General features: G+C 58.2%; 13 protein-coding genes, 2 tRNA genes and 1 riboswitch. Of the genes, 5 read left to right on the top strand and 10 right to left on the bottom strand.

The window, feature by feature from the left end; genetic code table 11:
• The first annotated feature begins 1,156 nt into the window (after positions 1 to 1,156).
• Positions 1,157 to 2,353: an RNA-directed DNA polymerase gene (locus QZ298_RS03455; RefSeq protein WP_296005343.1), complete on the top strand. Its 1,197-nt coding sequence runs from the start codon at positions 1,157 to 1,159 to the stop codon at positions 2,351 to 2,353.
• Between the two features lie 115 nt (positions 2,354 to 2,468).
• On the opposite strand, the gene QZ298_RS03460 is transcribed toward QZ298_RS03455, so the two are convergent.
• Both QZ298_RS03460 and QZ298_RS03465 read right to left on the bottom strand, forming a co-directional pair.
• Positions 2,469 to 3,665, bottom strand: a complete 1,197-nt coding sequence (locus tag QZ298_RS03460) for a pyridoxal phosphate-dependent aminotransferase (RefSeq protein WP_296005345.1) — start codon at positions 3,663 to 3,665, stop codon at positions 2,469 to 2,471.
• Between the two features lie 30 nt (positions 3,666 to 3,695).
• Positions 3,696 to 3,956: an HU family DNA-binding protein gene (locus tag QZ298_RS03465; RefSeq protein ID WP_296005347.1), complete on the bottom strand. Its 261-nt coding sequence runs from the start codon at positions 3,954 to 3,956 to the stop codon at positions 3,696 to 3,698.
• A gap of 171 nt (positions 3,957 to 4,127) precedes the next feature.
• On the opposite strand from QZ298_RS03465, the gene QZ298_RS03470 reads away from it, so the two are divergent.
• A tRNA-Ser gene (locus QZ298_RS03470) sits at positions 4,128 to 4,215 on the top strand.
• Positions 4,216 to 4,322: 107 nt separating this feature from the next.
• Here QZ298_RS03470 and QZ298_RS03475 read toward each other — a convergent pair.
• The 6 genes from QZ298_RS03475 to QZ298_RS03500 all read right to left on the bottom strand — a co-directional run bounded on the left by QZ298_RS03475 (position 4,323) and on the right by QZ298_RS03500 (position 12,094).
• Positions 4,323 to 5,777 carry a nucleoside hydrolase gene (locus tag QZ298_RS03475; RefSeq protein WP_296005349.1) on the bottom strand — a complete coding sequence of 485 codons (1,455 nt, stop codon included), beginning with the start codon at positions 5,775 to 5,777 and terminating at the stop codon, positions 4,323 to 4,325.
• Positions 5,778 to 5,841: 64 nt separating this feature from the next.
• Complete coding sequence (locus QZ298_RS03480; protein ID WP_296005351.1) at positions 5,842 to 7,923, bottom strand: TonB-dependent receptor; 2,082 nt, start codon at positions 7,921 to 7,923, stop codon at positions 5,842 to 5,844.
• Between the two features lie 13 nt (positions 7,924 to 7,936).
• The gene (locus QZ298_RS03485) at positions 7,937 to 8,941 is read right to left on the bottom strand and encodes a YncE family protein (protein WP_296005758.1); all 1,005 of its coding nucleotides are present in this window, start codon (positions 8,939 to 8,941) and stop codon (positions 7,937 to 7,939) included.
• A gap of 74 nt (positions 8,942 to 9,015) precedes the next feature.
• On the bottom strand, positions 9,016 to 9,900 hold the full coding sequence (locus tag QZ298_RS03490) for a hypothetical protein (RefSeq protein ID WP_296005353.1): 885 nt from the start codon (positions 9,898 to 9,900) through the stop codon (positions 9,016 to 9,018).
• Between the two features lie 11 nt (positions 9,901 to 9,911).
• Positions 9,912 to 10,742 (bottom strand): DUF4465 domain-containing protein, encoded by an 831-nt coding sequence (locus tag QZ298_RS03495; RefSeq protein WP_296005354.1) that lies wholly within the window; start codon positions 10,740 to 10,742, stop codon positions 9,912 to 9,914.
• Positions 10,743 to 10,912: 170 nt separating this feature from the next.
• Positions 10,913 to 11,128: riboswitch (cobalamin riboswitch) on the bottom strand.
• Positions 11,129 to 11,254: 126 nt separating this feature from the next.
• Positions 11,255 to 12,094, bottom strand: coding sequence for a hypothetical protein (locus tag QZ298_RS03500; RefSeq protein WP_296005356.1), 840 nt, complete (start codon positions 12,092 to 12,094; stop codon positions 11,255 to 11,257).
• 281 nt (positions 12,095 to 12,375) lie between these two features.
• Here QZ298_RS03500 and QZ298_RS03505 point away from each other — a divergent pair, with 281 nt between their 5' ends.
• Positions 12,376 to 12,747, top strand: a complete 372-nt coding sequence (locus tag QZ298_RS03505; RefSeq protein WP_296005358.1) for a helix-turn-helix domain-containing protein — start codon at positions 12,376 to 12,378, stop codon at positions 12,745 to 12,747.
• Between the two features lie 52 nt (positions 12,748 to 12,799).
• Here the strand turns inward: QZ298_RS03505 and QZ298_RS03510 are convergent, their stop codons facing one another.
• Both QZ298_RS03510 and QZ298_RS03515 read right to left on the bottom strand, forming a co-directional pair.
• Positions 12,800 to 13,867: a bifunctional 3-deoxy-7-phosphoheptulonate synthase/chorismate mutase type II gene (locus QZ298_RS03510; RefSeq protein WP_296005761.1), complete on the bottom strand. Its 1,068-nt coding sequence runs from the start codon at positions 13,865 to 13,867 to the stop codon at positions 12,800 to 12,802.
• A gap of 57 nt (positions 13,868 to 13,924) precedes the next feature.
• Positions 13,925 to 13,996: transfer RNA gene (locus QZ298_RS03515), tRNA-Thr, on the bottom strand.
• Between the two features lie 111 nt (positions 13,997 to 14,107).
• Between QZ298_RS03515 and QZ298_RS03520 the strand changes: the two genes are divergently transcribed.
• Positions 14,108 to 15,058: an NAD-dependent epimerase/dehydratase family protein gene (locus QZ298_RS03520; RefSeq protein ID WP_296005360.1), complete on the top strand. Its 951-nt coding sequence runs from the start codon at positions 14,108 to 14,110 to the stop codon at positions 15,056 to 15,058.
• Positions 15,059 to 15,149: 91 nt separating this feature from the next.
• On the top strand, positions 15,150 to 16,100 hold the full coding sequence (locus QZ298_RS03525) for an alpha/beta hydrolase (protein ID WP_296005362.1): 951 nt from the start codon (positions 15,150 to 15,152) through the stop codon (positions 16,098 to 16,100).
• Positions 16,101 to 16,135 lie beyond the last annotated feature (35 nt).

The following is a 16,135-nucleotide window of genomic DNA, read 5'->3' on the forward strand; positions in this document are numbered from 1 at the left end:
GTCCTCGTCTTACGCTGCGGGCAATATCAACGCGGGGTACTTGAACTTCAATTCGGGTAACGTGAACCCGCTGAACAACACGAACCGCGCCAACGGTCTTTCCGTGCGCTGCGTCCAAGCATCTACACGGAGGCTGTTTCTTTTTTTTAGTTTTACAACGCCAGAAAAATTTCCACAACCTAAAAAACAGCTTTTTCTTACCACCCGGAATGGTGGGGGTCATGGCTCCTGCCAGCGCGGTAGAGTAGATTCAGCAATCCACTGACACTATAAGGCGCAAAGAGTCTCATCGGTTGTTTTGCGGTTTTGTCAGTTGTCCATTCCAGTCTGTTTCGGGGCTGCCGTACCGGTTTCTCCGGATCATTCATCCCAGCGATTGTTTTTTTCACGCCTGCCGCGGGCATCCGCCTGCGTGAGACGGGAGCCTTGGCGAATGTCGGCGCGAGCGGCGACTATTGGTCGTCGTCGTCCTATGCTGCTGGCAGTGTCAACGCGGCAGACTTGAACTTCAATGCAGGCCACGTGAACCCGCTCAACACTCCGAGCCGGGCCTACGGTCTCTCCGTGCGCTGCGTCCAAGCATCTACACGGGCTGTTTTTTAGTTTCCGCACTCATCCTTTCGATAAAAAACGGCTTTCTGCAACCCGGAATGGCGCGGGCTACGGCTCCCGCCAGCGCGGTAAAGTAGATTCAGCAATCCACTGACGGCTTAAGGCGCAAAAAAGAAGTTGATGCAAAAGTTCAGCGCAGAAAATTCGGTGCGGACGGTTCGTCCGGCACCGACGATTCGGTGCAAAGACGTTTGTTTTTTGTTTTGCGGTGCCGTTAGTTATCTATCCCAGTCTGTCCCGGGGCTGCCGCCGTCGGCTTCCTCGGTGCATTCATTCCAGCGATTGCACGTCATGCTCCTGCCGCGGGCATCCGCGCCGCGGCGTCGGGGGCCTTGACGAACGTTGGCGCGAACGGCCTCTATTGGGCATCCTCGTCCTATGCCGCGGGCAATATCAACGGCGCTTATCTGAACTTCAATTCGGGCAACGTGAACCCTCTGAACAACGGGTACCGGGCCGATGCCTTCTCCGTGCGCTGCGTCCAAGCATCTGCGGGGGAAAGCCGTTTTTTATCTTTTTTGAACAACTACCGACCTTGAATCTTATGAATGAAAAATTACTGACCGACGTTTTCAAGGCGTACTATGACGCCCGCGAGAACAAACGCAACACTTACAGCCAACTACGCTTCGAGATGAACCTCGAAGAAAACCTGATGGAGCTATACCATGAAATCGAAGAACGCCGCTACCGCGTGGGCCGCAGCATATGTTTCATTACCAACGTACCGGTAAAACGCGAGATTTTCGCCGCTGACTTTCGCGATCGCGTAGTGCACCATCTGTTGTGCAACTACGTAGGCCCCTTGTTCGAACGTACGTTCATCACAGACAGTTATTCGTGCCGCAAGGGAATGGGCACCCATTTCGGCATCGGACGCTTGGAGCACCATATCCGCTCGTGCTCGAACAATTTCCAGTGGAAATGCTATTTGCTCAAGCTGGATATTCAGGGTTACTTCATGAATATCAACCGGCAGACGCTCTACGATATTATTTCGCAGAAACTCGACCGTTTTGCCGGCCGCCGGGCCTGCGACTGCAAGACCTGGGCGCAGCTGCTCGATTTCGATCTGATCCGGTTCCTGGCGCGCGAAATCGTCTTCAACGACCCGACCAAGAATTGCGAGGTGCGCGGCAACCAGCGCCAATGGGTCGGTCTGCCGCCTTCCAAAAGCCTGTTCCACACGCCCGAAAGTTGCGGACTGCCCATCGGAAACCTTACCTCGCAGCTCTTCAGCAACGTGTATCTGTCGAAATTGGACGACTTCGTGAAGCGCAAGCTGAGGGTAAAGCATTACGGACGTTATGTGGACGATTTCTACATTGTCGGAAGCGACCGTTTCCGGCTCATGCAGCTGGTGCCCATCATTCGCAATTTCCTCCGGGAAGAACTGGGGTTGAATTTGCACCCCGACAAGATCTACCTGCAAGAAGTGACGAAAGGAATCAACTTTCTGGGCACGAACATCAAGCCCTATCGCCGTTATCTGGTCAACAAGACCAAGCGGCGCATCAACCGCCAGATGCGGAGCGTCGGACACCGGCCGCCCCGGCTGATGATCGCCACGATCAATTCCTATCTGGGGTACATGCAGCATCTGAACTGCCAGCACTTCATCCGACGGATGATCGGGCGCAATCCCTGGCTCTACGAACGGGGACGGTTCACGGAAAACTATAAGAAATTCGTCCCCTACAAATCCCCGTCTAAATATTCCGATTCGTTATCTTACTCGTAGGCCCGCAGCCTGCGTTTTTTTATTTTTTTTGGCAACAGCGACGCACCCGGCCGCTGAAACGGCCGGGTGCGCGTTAAGAGAAAGGAAAGAATGCGCCGATGTTTTCGGTGTCTCTTTATTTTCGGGCGTTGTAGGCTTCGAGCGCTTTGCGCAACACCACCAGCGCGCGTTCGAGGTCTTCTTTTTTCAGCACGTAGGCGATGCGTACTTCGTTGCGTCCGCATTCCGGATCGGAGTAGAAGCCCGATGCCGGGGCCAGCATGACGGTCTGGTTCTCGTAGCTGAACTCCTCCAGACACCAGGCGCAGAACTTGTCGCTGTCGTCCACCGGCAGCCGTGCCACCGTGTAGAACGCGCCCATCGGAATGGGCGAGTAGACGCCCGGAATGCGGTTCAGCCCGTCGATCAGGCATTTGCGCCGTTCGATATATTCTTCATAGACCTCCGTACTGTACGACCGCGGTGCCTCGATCGACGCTTCGGCGACGATTTGTCCCAGCAGCGGGGGCGAAAGCCGCGCCTGGCAGAACTTCATTACCGCGTTGCGCAGGGTTTTGTTCTTGGTAATGAGCGCCCCGATGCGGATGCCGCATTCCGAGTAGCGTTTCGACACCGAGTCGATCAGCACGACGTTCTGTTCGATGCCTTCCAGATGGCAGGCCGAGATGTAGGGCGACCCGGTGTAGATGAATTCGCGGTATACTTCGTCCGAGAAGAGGAAGAGGTCGTGTTTCTTTACCAGGTCGCGGATGCGGTTCATTTCGCGTCGCGAGTAGAGGTAACCCGTCGGGTTGTTGGGGTTGCAGATCAGGATGCCGCGCGTGCGGGGGTTGATGAGTTTCTCGAATTCTGCGACATCGGGCAGGGCGAACCCTTGTTCGATCGACGAGACGACCGGCCGGATCGTGGCGCCGGCCGAGATGGCGAATGCCATGTAGTTGGCGTAAGCCGGTTCGGGAACGATGATCTCGTCGCCCGGATTCAGACATGACATGAATGCGAAGAACACCGCTTCGGAGCCTCCCGCCGTGACGATGATGTCTTCGGGCGAGAGTTTGATCTGGTATTGTTCGTAGTAGCCCACCAGCTTTTCGCGCAACGAGCGGTAGCCGTCGCTGGGGCTGTATTCGAGGATCGTGCGGTCGATCTTCTTCAGGGCGTCGAGTCCGGCTTGCGGCGAGGGCAGGTCGGGCTGTCCGATATTCAGATGGAAGATTTCGACGCCGCGGGCGCGGGCCGCTTCGGCCAGCGGCACCAGTTTGCGTATGGGCGAGGCCGGCATCTGCTCGGCGCGCTGCGAAATTTCGGGCATGGCAAGTTCGGGTTTTCCCCGGCGGCCGGATTATTCCAGGTCGACCGTGGGGCGGAATTTGATCACTTTGCGGGGCGGAATCTTGACGCTCGCCCCCGTACGCGGGTTGCGGCCCACGCGTTCGCTCTTGTGCTGGATGCTGAACGTGCCCAGGCCCGTCAGCGTCAGCCGTTCTCCCTCGCGGAGCGTTTCGATGGTGGCCCGGATTACCGCGTCGACGGCTTTGCGGGCTTCGATTTTGGTCATGTTCGTGTCGAGAGCGACGGCTTCGACCAATTGTGCTTTGTTCATGCGCGGGAGGGATAAGCGGAGCGTGGAGCTTGACTAACTATCGGCAAAATTAATTAAATTTTGTAAAAAGCGAAAAATTATCCGGGCATTTCGGTGTTTCGGAATTCCTGGCAGGCAATTATGCGCCATGAAGATTTGGCAGAATCGAAAAACCGTGTTACTTTTGTCCTTGGAAAGATGGCAGAGTGGTCGATTGCGGCGGTCTTGAAAACCGTTGAACTGCAAGGTTCCGGGGGTTCGAATCCCTCTCTTTCCGCCAAAGTATGATGAAAAGAAAAGCATTTTCCTGCAAACTAATGGGTTTGCAGGAAATTTTATTTTTGGCCGGTGGCATCGAAAAGCATCTCGAAGCAGACGATCGGTGTCTTATTTTGTTTCTACGGTTTCCAGGTCGAATATTTCGTGACGGTCGAATTCGAGCCAGTATTGCAGGGCCAGTGCGCGGATATATTGCCAGTATTCTTCCGTTTGGGCGCCGTGCAGTTCGATGCCGCGTTGTACGTCGCGGCGGATGCGGGCCGCATATTCGGGTTTCAGGCGCAGGCGGATCGTCTTGCCTTTGAAGCAGAACAGCGCTTCGGGGCGCGGCGGGTCGCATTGCGCCACATGAAGCAGTCCGTGTCCGACGGTCGCTCCCGTGCCCACTTGCAGCCCGTCGTTCATGCAGCTTACGGGCGGACGGCAGCCGGCATAGGTCGTCGCTTCGATGTCGTCCACGCCGATGTTGAAATACTCGCGGGCGCGGATGCCCATCTTCACTCCGATCGTCGCATAGATACCCAGGTGGCCGTGGAGTTCGTTGGTCAGCACGGCGGCGCGCCATTCGCTCGGGCCGTAGAGCGCCTGAGCTTGGGCCATGATGGGTTCTACGTCCGGTGCATAGCATGCCGCAGAGGTCGGGAAGCCGTAGAACACCCGGCTTTCGGTGTCGGGTCTGCCGCGCAGCACGGCCAGCGTTGCGCAGCAGAACGTCGTTTCGCTCGGGTCGTGCAGGGTGCAGGTCGTGACGGTGGGGGTCTGTTGGCGATGGTTGAAAAGTTCCGGGGCGAACAGATAGAGCGCCGCCAGGTCGTCCCAGGCTTGGAGGTGCCGTTCGTCGATCAGGTGTGCGAGCGGCGGGCGGCGATGCGTGGCTGCGATGTGTCGGGCATAGGGCGATCCGACGGCGGCTATGGAGTCCAGCAGGGCCGGCGTGATGGGAATCGGATTGCCGGGGGCTGCCGAAACGATGGCTGTCGGAATGCCGCTTGCCAGCACCCGGCGTGCCGCATCGGGATCGGCGCGATAGTTGGCGCTTGCCAGCGGTTCGGAGCAGTCGTTATACCATATGATGCGGGCGATGCGGTTTTTCAGCGTCGGGCGGGCGGCGAGCAGGTCGTCGAGGTTCGTCAGCGCTCCCAGCGCCACAGCAATCACGGGTTCTTCCTCGTTTTCGATCGTCTCGGCCAGCAGCGCAGGAGCGGCGGGCCAGTCGGACGAGTCGGATGAGGCACCCCAGTCGGTGCGTTCGGTGCGGCTTCGCCATGCGGGGATTTCCGCGCACGTCGGGCGGCCGCAGCCTACGGGGATGCCTTCGTGGTGGAATGTGCGGAGCAGTCCGCCGACGCAGGCGGCCGAGCGGGCCGGTTCCTGGGCGCCGTCGGAGGTTACGATGGCCAGCACCTCGGCGTCGCGGTTGCCCAGCAGCATGCAGAGCGCGCGCAGATCGTCGGCTGCGCCGTCGGTGTCGACAACGATGTGGAACCGGGCTTTCCCCGAGTGCGCACGGCAGAAGACGGGTGCGAGCGTGAGCGTCAGGAGCAGAAAAACAAGACGTTTCATGGCGTGGAATTTTTATCCTCTGCCGTGCAAACGTCGCGCCCCGGGTTAGGACGGCCGTGTCGGTTTAGGTTTTTTTCTTGCCCCACTTGGGTGTTATTCCGATGAAAATTTCGAAGTGGATTCCCGGCATGGGGCGCGAGAGAACCGACAGATACTCTTCATTGAAGAGGTTGTTGATGGCTCCTTTCAGCGAGAGGTCGGCCCAACGGAATGAAAATCCTTTTTCGAGGGTCAGGTTGTTCATGAAGTAGGGCGGGAGCGAGCCGGTCAGCGTGATGTCGTTGCTCGACATGGTAAAACGTTCCGAGTAGCAAGCCCATTTGTAGAGAATCGCCCATGTACGCCACGATAGCCGTCCTGTGACGGTTGCCGAGTGTTCAGGGACATAGGGCAGTTGCTTGCCCACCGACCGGTCGGCCGGCGTCATCGGTTCGCTCTCGTTGATGGAGGGTGTCCACGAATAGGTGCCGTCGAGATGGAGCCGCCACGCTTTCGACAGGGCGACGTTCAGGCCGGCCCGCAGTTCGATGCCGTAGGCATGCACTTTCTTGAGGTTGCGGGGCGAGAAAAACCCTTTGGGTGTCGGCAGCCAGATGATCCAGTCGTCGACATGCGAATCGAACCAGGATGCCGCGCCGGAGAGGGTGTATTTCCCGGTTTTGCCCGCGGCGAACGACAGCCCTGCGTCATACGTCCAGCCGTTTTCTTTCTGTAGGTCGGGGTTGCCGCCCGGCAGGAAGTAGAGGTCGTTCAGGGTCGGGAAACGGAAGTTTCGCGAGACGGAGGCTTTGGCCACGAGGTTTCCCCGCTCCGAAAGCACGCCGTCGAGAAACAATGCCGGGATGATGGGCGTCCAGTCAGTGCCGTACAGTTCTTCGCGCACGACCAGCGACATGCCGAAGCGTTCTGTCGGCCGCCACTTGGCCGAAACCGATCCGGACAACTCCACGCGTCCCTTGTCGTAGCCCACGATCGCTTGGTTGCCGTCCTGCTTGATGATGTTCTTGTCGGCGCTTTCGACCAGGTGTTGGTAGGCTGCGAGCGAGGCCGTAAAGAGCCAGCGGCTGCCGATGCTGTATTCGCCCTCCGCCTGCCCGTAGAAAGTGTTTATTGTGCTGCGCGAGCGGGTCATCGGGGTCATCGTGCCGTTGCCCGCGTCGCGTTTATAGTCGTAGGCCATCCACGTGTGGATGTAGCCCGCCTTGGCCGCTATTTTCCAGTTGCGGCGCAGATGATCCCACGAGACGATCCCGCGCAGGGTCGCTTCGCGCTGGCGGTTTTCGAACGAGCGGTCGGAGGCGTAGTCGGTCGAGAGCACCGGCAGTTCGCGGTTCGAGCGGATATACCACGCATTCAGTCCCAGACGGTCGCCGCGGCCCGTATTATAGTAGGCTTCTTGTAAAATATGCAGGTCTTTGAATGCTCCGCTGCGGTTGCGCTCAGTGGGGTAGTATTGGCCGACGATGTTCATCTCGTCGTCGTAGATGTTCTCTTTCTTGTCGCGGTTGCGGTATTTGTAGTCGTTGGGCGACGACGAGTAGACTGCGCGGGTCGATACCTGCCAGTGCGCATCCCCGTAGGTCAGGCGCAGAAATTCGTCGAACGTCTTGAACGACCCGATTCCTTGAATATATTGCAGGCCGAATCCGTTGGCCTCGGCGGGTTTGGTCGAAAGTTTCACGGCGCCGCCCAGTCCGCCGCCCGTTTCGCCTATGGACGAGGTGCCGTGCAGCAGCGCAGCGTCGTCGATGAAGTACGACGGGATCATCGAGAAGTCGGTCATGCCCAGCATCGGGTTGTTGATGCGCATGCCGTTCCATGTTACCTGCGTGTGCGAGGGCGATGTGCCGTGGAACGCCACGGTCGATAGGGTCGCGCGGCCGTAGCTCTTCACGAAGATCGAGGAGTTGAACGCCAGCACGTCGGCCATCGAGAGGGCGATGTTCTCCTTGAGCGCTGCCGAGGCGAATTTGGTCTGCTGCACGCCGATCTCCTTGATGGGGCGCTGTCCGACGACCGTCACTTCGGGAATCGGGTGTACGCGCTTCGTCCAGTCGCCGGAGGGGCCTTCCGTATTTCTTTCCTGCGCTGCGAGCATCGCCGGAAACAATGGAACGAGGAGCAATGCGATGCGATTTCTTTTCATGGTCGTCGTTCGGTTATTTCCAGCAAAAGGCGCCGGGAATGACACCGGCATAGAATTCGTCGAGCAGCTCGCCCGCCGCCGAGTAGCGGTAGACGATGCCCGGTTGTTGGTAGTCTATGGCATCGGCTACATAGACGTCGTTCCGTGCGGGGTCGACCGTCAGACCGTAGTAGATCGTGCCCGTATATTCGATGAACGGTCGTATGGGCACCTGCTCGGCTTCGACGTCCATCGACCAAATGTCGTCGTTGATCCAGTAGAGCGTGTCGCCCGCACCGTTGAGTTGTATTTCCGACGGAGTATCGCCGAGATCGAACCGGAACTGCTTTTCGATGGTAAACGTTTCGGCGTCGATGCGGTAGAGCGACGGTGCCTCGTAGCCGTATGGGCTGTCTGCATAGCCGCCGTCGGTTATCGTCCAGAGTTTGTCGTTGCAGTCTATTGCAAGCGACGTGGGTTGGATGCCTACTTGCAGTTCATCCACCACTTTGTCGGTCTCGGTGTCGATCTTGAGAATCCGGTTCTGATACGACCAGCAGTTGACATAGACGTATTGTCCATATTGTACCATTTGTTCCGTCGATCCGCTCTCCATCGTCATGCCGGGGCATTCGATGTAGCCGGTTATCTTGTAACGCCTGGGGTCGACGACGAAGATGCGGTTGTCCCACAGCTGTGTTACGTAGGCCTTTTCGTCCGAGATGAAATGGATGTAGCGCGGCGATGCCAGGTCGGTAATGCGGCCGATCTCCTTGAACGTATCGAGGTCGATGGCGAAGACGACGTGCGAATTGTTGACCACGATCCAGCCCACGCCGTCGCGCACGATCATCGACTGCGCTACATCGCCTAATTTCATGCCGTTGGCCCGGCGGAATATTTCGTTCTCCACCTGCCGCGTTTCGGGGTCATAGTACGAAAGCGTGGCGTTGCCGTACTGGAAATTGCCCTCACAGGCAATGAATACTCCTGCGCCCGAAGCCGCAAAATCTTCTGCCGCGCCGTACTCCCACTTCATGCACTCCGTGCAGACGGCGGCAAGCAGGAGGGCCGCAGCAAGTCGCTGAAAGATCGTTCGGGCGCTGCGCATGGCTATTCGGCGGGAAAATTGAGATCGCGGATCGCGAAAACTTCGGTCGACGTTTCGCCCAGTCCGCCGCTTTGGGCGAGGACGCCCGTCTGCACCTTCACGAAGTCGATGTGCGCCAGCCCGGCCGGCAGGCCGTCGGCACGCACGGCGTCGGCTATGCGGAAGCGGTTGGCATTCATTCCGTTGTCCGTGAGCCGGTCGATGCTGCTGAAATTGTCGGCATACCCCCATTCGTAGGGCGGATTGATCCATTGCACGCCGTCGAATCGGTTGCGGGCTTCGAGCCGTGTGCCGCGCAGCGTGTAGCTGTCGTCGCCGACCCAGGCGGGGTAGTAGGACTGCCTGTGGTAGCTGACCCGGGCGATCGTGCCGCTCTGACCGCGGTCGTCGGTCCATGCGATCCCTGCATCCGGCTCGGAGGGGCGGTAATAGGTCACGGCGTAGTCTTGCCAGGTCTCCGGTTTGCCGTATTCCGAACCTCGGAGTTCGTACCACGTGTCGTTGGGCAGGCCGTCGCCGTTCTCGTCCTGCATGACCCAGACGATGCCCGGCTCGGACGATGTGTCCAGCGGATTGCCGTCGATAGCCAGGTCGTAGCCGCCCGTACAGGCGACGGGGTGGTCGAAGCCCACGACGACGCAGCCGCCGAAGCTGCCCAGCGAAACGTATCCGTATTTGCTCCCGAGTTGTTTTTTGGCCCAGGCGCAGGCCTCCTCCATGGTGCGGGGTGCATAGGTCTCGTTGATAAATTGGCCGGGGGCCGGCAGGTATTCGTATACGCGGTTGCATGCGGCCCGCTGTGAAGCATCGACGACAACGATCGCGTCATCCTTGTTGCAGGACGATGCGATCGCTAAAGTGCCGAACAGCATGATGAGTCTATTCACGAAGATGCGCATTAGAATTGTACGGCCACGTCATCGTAGGCGAAATAGGCTGGGGTCGTCAGTCCGTAGGCGTTCATTTTCGAACCCTCGATGTTGAATTCGATTTTGGCGACCTTGCCCAGCGAAGCCAGTTCCCACTTCGTCCATTCTTTCAGATAGTCGGTGTCCTTTGCCAGGAAAATTTCGCAGCGGCCGGTCTCTTCGCCGGCGGCATTGAAGCCGATGGCGATCGCTTTCAGGAAGTCGCCGTCGCCGAATGCCGGGCTTTCACCGTCGCCATTGAGGAGGGCGTTTACCACGTAGGTCGTGTTCATGACCCACATGCGGTCGACGATGCGTTCGATGCCATCCTTGAAGTAGATTGCCGAACGTTTGCTGTAGGTGTCGCTTTCTGCGACGCTGCCGTTGTGGACGCAGAAGTTTTTCGAGCCGTTGTGTCCCCCTGCGGTATATACGGCCAGCTGGTGGTTGAAGTCGCCGTGCGTCGGATCCATGTCGGTGTAGTTCGACACAGCATGGCCGCCGCCCCAGAATTTGCGGTCGCCGTAGTTGTTGGTCAGCTCCGATGCCAGAAACGTGTTGTTGTCGTCGTTCCAGTTGTAGAGCCATGCTTGCTTCTCGGCTTCGGGGTAGAGCATCGGCCCGTTGTACTGGGGATTGTCGATGAGCGACGACCAGTCAGCGAAACCTTGGCCGCCGTTGTCGGTGCCTTTGTAATCGCTGTCCTCGAAGGTCAGCACCCGCAGTTCAGGCCCTCCGGCGTTGTTGTCATCGTTGTCGTTGCAGCTTGCCAGCGTCAGCCCGAGCAGCGCGAAAGGCATAAGTTTGAAAAGGTTTTTCATTACGTTGTATTTAAATTAAAGTACAGGTTATAAAAATCAACCGTGTCCCTCGGGGAACACGGTGCAACGAAAAATCAAAACGGCTTTTCTACTGGTTTTCCGCCCTCTTGCTCTCGTACGGCGGACCTGTCGCTGTTTCGATTTTCGCCCGTACTCCCGCAGGCAGCCAATCTGTCAGTTCAAGCATCGGCAGGTCTTCTGACTCGTTCCTTCCTTTGCGCCTTCCCGGCCGCAGGCCAGTGGCGGATTGCAAATCTTTACGCCCTGCACGAAGCCGAGCGCCGGAACTCACAGCAACGGGTATTGTCGCAGATTCTCACTGCATTCCCTTTTCATTCCTCGGCCCGCAAGGGGCCTTTTCGGAAACCTTTGCGGGGCAAATATAGCAATAAAATCCGAATCGGTGCGCCTGATGCGAAAAAAGATGAAGAAGAGGGCGCAGCAATGTCCCAGGAAAAAATACCCTGCCGAACATATAGTGCGGCAGGGATAAGGAAGGGCAAAAATATGGTTTATTTTGCGGACAACAGCGCTTCGGCGAGTGCCGGAACATCTTCTGTGCCGGGCAGTTTGGGCCAGGCGGCGCGAATAGCGGCCGTCAGGGTTTCGGGCGTGTCGTTTTCGTCCAGCAGCCGTTGCAGGGTGCGCAGGTAGTCGATCTTGAATCGCACGGTATCCGCGCGTGCTGCGCCGCCGTGACCCCCGATGAAAAGTTCGGCTCCCGAGGAGAGCGCCTTTTCGGCTTCGGCTTTCTCGGCTTCGATGGCGGCCGGCGAGTTGATCTGAAGATGGCTCATGTGTGCCCGGGCGGGTGCCCAGTGGGTGTAGTAGAGTTGTCCGCCGATCAGGATGCTTGCCGCCGGGAAGTCGGACGAGGCGCCCGGGGCGAATGCGAACGGGACGCCGGCCCACTGGTGCGTCGTGCCGAAAGCGATCTCTTCGGTGCGGCCCGTCGGCATGTCGACGATCGTGTCGCCGAATGCGTGGGCGAAATGCCGCATTATGCCGTCGTAAACCGGGCCGGCGACGAAGCGGGGCATGCCCTCGGCCATTGCGACGTCGTGGGGGCCGGTGGTTCCCACATGATAGTCGGCGATGCGTTGCTCGACCGGTTTGCCCAGGCCGGCAATGTAGGCGTCGAATTCTGCGGCATTCTCCTTGAAGAGCGGGTGCTCCATCGTTACGAGGGTTTGCGCGCCTTCGATAATGTAGCTTGCGTTGTCCATCGCATCGTGCGTGTAATAGACATGGAGTTTGAATCCTTGCAGATCGTAGGTTTCGAAACGGCCTTTGGCATTTGCCGGGGCGGTAAGCGTTGCAAGACCCATGAGGGGTAACAAGATTTTTTTCATGACAATAACTTTTTGAAAATTAAGATAATTTAACAAAGTTTGTTAGTCTCTTTTCGAATGCAAAGATAGGCCGATGAAAAGAATATGTCAAGTAGATACCTGAAAGTCAGCTGGTTACTTTCCGGTAACGAATGCTGGAACAGAGCGGGTTGCTGGAGGAATTTTTTTGCGGCGTATCGATGGGCGGGTAGGTGCTGAAACGGGTTTGCGGAAGCGGGGCAAGAGTAGGAACCTGTTGTTGTTTTACTTACCTTTGTAGTGTAAATTCAGAAATTGCAGTTATGGACAGAAACGTTGTTCAAGATGCCTTGATGCTTGAGTGCCCGATTCGCAATGTGCTGGCGCGCATTGGCGATAAATGGTCGTTGTTGGTAATTTTTACGTTGGATCGTGGTGGCGTGATGCGCTTCGGCGAGCTTTTGCGGGCGTTGCCCGATATATCGCAGAAGATGCTGACCGTGACCCTCCGTACGTTGGAGGAGGACGGGTTCGTGGTGCGGAAAGTCTTTCCCGAGGTGCCGCCGCGGGTGGAGTATTGGCTCGCGCCGCGTGCGCAGACGCTCCTGCCCCATATCCATGCGCTCATCGGCTGGGCGCAGGAGCACATGACCGCCATTCTCGACGATCGGAAAGCTGCGCGGGCAGGGCGTTGACCAGCGTCCTGCCCGAAGGGCGGGGTTTCGATTATCCGTCGATGCGGTCGTCTTATTTTTCGTCGATCGTCCCCATCTGCTGGCGGATCGACTCTTCGTGTATGGCTTGGAGCACGCTGCGCATGAATTCTTCGTCCATGCCCAGTTCTACGGCCTGCGTCGTACGACGTGCGAGCAGTTCTTCGTAGCGCCGGGTCTGAAGCACCGGCATGCCGTGTTCTTTTTTGCAGCGGCCGATTTCGCAGGCCACTCGCATGCGTTCGGCCAGCAGTTCCAGCAGCCGGTCGTCCAGTTTGTCGATCTGCGTCCGCAGCTCGTCGAGGCAGTCGGTCGTCGTTGTTTCGCGGATCGTCAGATTTTCAATAAGTTGAACAAGAACCTGCGGGGTAATTTGTTGCGTTTTATCGCTCCATGCTTGGTCGGGGGCGCAGTGCACCTCGACGAACAGCCCGTCGAACCCCATGTCCATGGCTTGCTGCGCAAGCGGAGCGATCAGTTCACGGCGGCCGCCGATGTGGCTCGGATCGCAGAAGATCTGCAACGCGGGGAAGCGGCGGCGCAGTTCGATGGGGATGGCCCACATCGGGTGATTGCGGTAGCGGCTGCGGTCTATCGAGGTAAAGCCGCGGTGGATGACGCCCAGGCGGCGAAGCCCGGCATTGCGGAGCCGTTCCACGGCGCCGATCCAGAGTTCGAGGTCGGGGCTGATCGGATTTTTCAGCAGCACTGGGATGTCGCGGCCCTCCAGTGCGTCGGCGATCTCCTGCATGGCGAACGGATTGGCTGTCGTGCGGGCGCCGATCCATAGCAGGTCGATACCTCCCGCAAGGGCGGCCTCGACATGGCTGCGTGTAGCGACTTCGGTGGTTACGTACATGCCCGTTTCGCGCTTGACGCGCTGCAGCCAGGCGATGCCTGCGGCGCCCACGCCTTCGAATCCGCCCGGCTTGGTGCGGGGTTTCCAGAGTCCTGCGCGGAAGATGCGGATGCCTGCGGCGGCCAGCCCGCGCGCCGTGTCGAGCGTCTGGGCTTCGGTTTCGGCGCTGCACGGCCCTGCGATGACCAGGGGCCGCCGGTCGGCGACGCCTGCCAGGCGGATGGGTTCGAGATCGGTCATGATGGTGCTGTACGTTACGAAAAAAGAGACCGTCACGACCGACGGTCTCTTTCGAATCCGAGCTGTCTATGAGACTTGAACTCACGACCTCTTCCTTACCAAGGAAGTGCTCTACCACTGAGCTAAGACAGCGTTCCCTCCTAAGAGTGGTGCAAAAGTACACAAGAAAAATGAAAAGACAAAAAAAATGTACATATTTCGTAATATTTTTCTACCTTTACTTTCAAATAACAACTTAAATCGATGAAGAGAATCTTGATAGTAGGTGCCGGCGGGCAGATCGGTTCCGAATTGACGTGTTACCTGCGGGGTATTTACGGCGGCTCCAACGTGGTGGCCACCGACATGCGCGATTGCCGCGAGTTGGGCGAGGACGGCCCGTTCGAAGTGCTCAATGCGCTGGATGCGACGGCCATGGCGTCGATCGTGGCCCGTTACCATATCGACGCCATTTTCAACCTCGTGGCTTTGTTGTCGGCCGTCGGCGAGCGCAATCCCCAGATGGCCTGGAGCGTCAACATGGGGGCATTGAACAATTCGCTCGAAGTGGCGCGCCAGCACCATTGCGCCCTTTTCACGCCTTCGTCGATCGGGGCGTTCGGCCCCTCGTCGCCCAAGGACGGCACGCCCCAGGACACGATCATGCAGCCCACGACGATCTACGGCATCTGCAAGTACACGGGCGAAATGCTCGGCAACTATTACCATCATAAATATGGTGTCGACACGCGTTCGGTGCGTTTCCCCGGCATCATTTCCAATGTCACGCTGCCCGGCGGCGGCACGACCGACTATGCGGTCGAAATCTACTACGAGGCCGTGCGGTCGGGGCGTTTCACGTGTCCCATTCCTGCGGACGTCTATATGGACATGATTTACATGCCCGACGCCTTGCGCGCATGCGTCGAGTTGATGGAGACCGATCCCGCGAAGCTCCTCCATCGCAATAGTTTCAACCTCGCCTCGATGAGTTTCACGCCTGAAATCATCTGCGCCGAGATCAAGAAGCGCATGCCCGATTTCAAGATGGACTACGACGTCGATCCTGTCAAAAAGGCCATTGCCGAGAGCTGGCCCAATTCGCTCGACGACACCTGCGCCCGCGAGGAGTGGGGCTGGAAACCCGAGTGGGATCTTGCGCGCATGACCGACGACATGCTTGTGCACATCCGGCAGAAACTCGGTGTAGCTTGACGCCGTCCCGTCGATCGTATTTTGTCCTGATGTTCCTTTTCCGGTGCGGTTCTTGCCGCATGGCGGAGCATTGACCGAAAAAATGAAGTCCATGAAAAAATCGTTGCGTTGGGCGGCCGTCGTTGCAGCCGTCGCTGTGGGTGTTGTGGCCGGCGGGAGTCTCTATTTGTTGGGTTATTCGCTCACGCCCCGAAAAATCATGCGGGCCAAGAACGAATCGGCCCGCCGCGACATGGTGGCCGACTATCCGTTCCTCGGGCCGTGGCTTGATAGTCTCGAAACCACGGGCGCCCTGCGCGACACCACGATCGTCGGAGCCGAGGGCGAGCGGCTGCACGCCATCTATGCTTTTGCGCCCAAGCCGACCGACCGCACGGCCGTCATCGTACATGGATATACCGACAACGCCGTCCGCATGCTGATGATCGGCTATCTGTACAACCGCGACCTGGGTTACAACATCCTGCTGCCCGACCTCTATTTCCACGGGCAGAGCGAGGGCCGGGCCATCCGCATGGGGTGGAAAGACCGGCTGGACGTGCTGCGGTGGATGGAGATCGCCAACGGGATTTTCGGCGGTCATACGCAGATGGTCGTTCACGGCATTTCGATGGGCGCCGCCACCACGATGATGGTTTCGGGCGAGCAGCAGCAGCCCTACGTGAAATGTTTCGTCGAGGATTGCGGCTATACCAGCGTTCGCGACCAGTTTGCCAAGGAACTCAAGGAGCAGTTCCGTTTGCCGGCTTTCCCGTTGCTTCCCGTCGCCAGCGGGCTGTGCGATTTGCGTTATGGATGGAATTTCTGCGAGGCTTCGGCCTTGGAGCAGGTACGCAAAAGCACCCTGCCGATGCTTTTCATCCATGGCGATGCCGATGACTTCGTACCCACCGAAATGGTCTACCCGCTCTACGATGCCAAGCAGCAGGGCGACAAGGAGTTGTGGGTCGTGCCGGGCGCCGCGCACGCGCTTTCCTACCGCGACAATCGCGAGGAATACACCCGGCGGGTAAAAGAATTCGTCGGGAAATATATCGAGTAAGGAAATTATCGCATGGCCGCGACCGTATTCGCGTA

It is taken from the genome of uncultured Alistipes sp., from assembly GCF_910580175.1.
Taxonomy (GTDB): domain Bacteria; phylum Bacteroidota; class Bacteroidia; order Bacteroidales; family Rikenellaceae; genus Alistipes.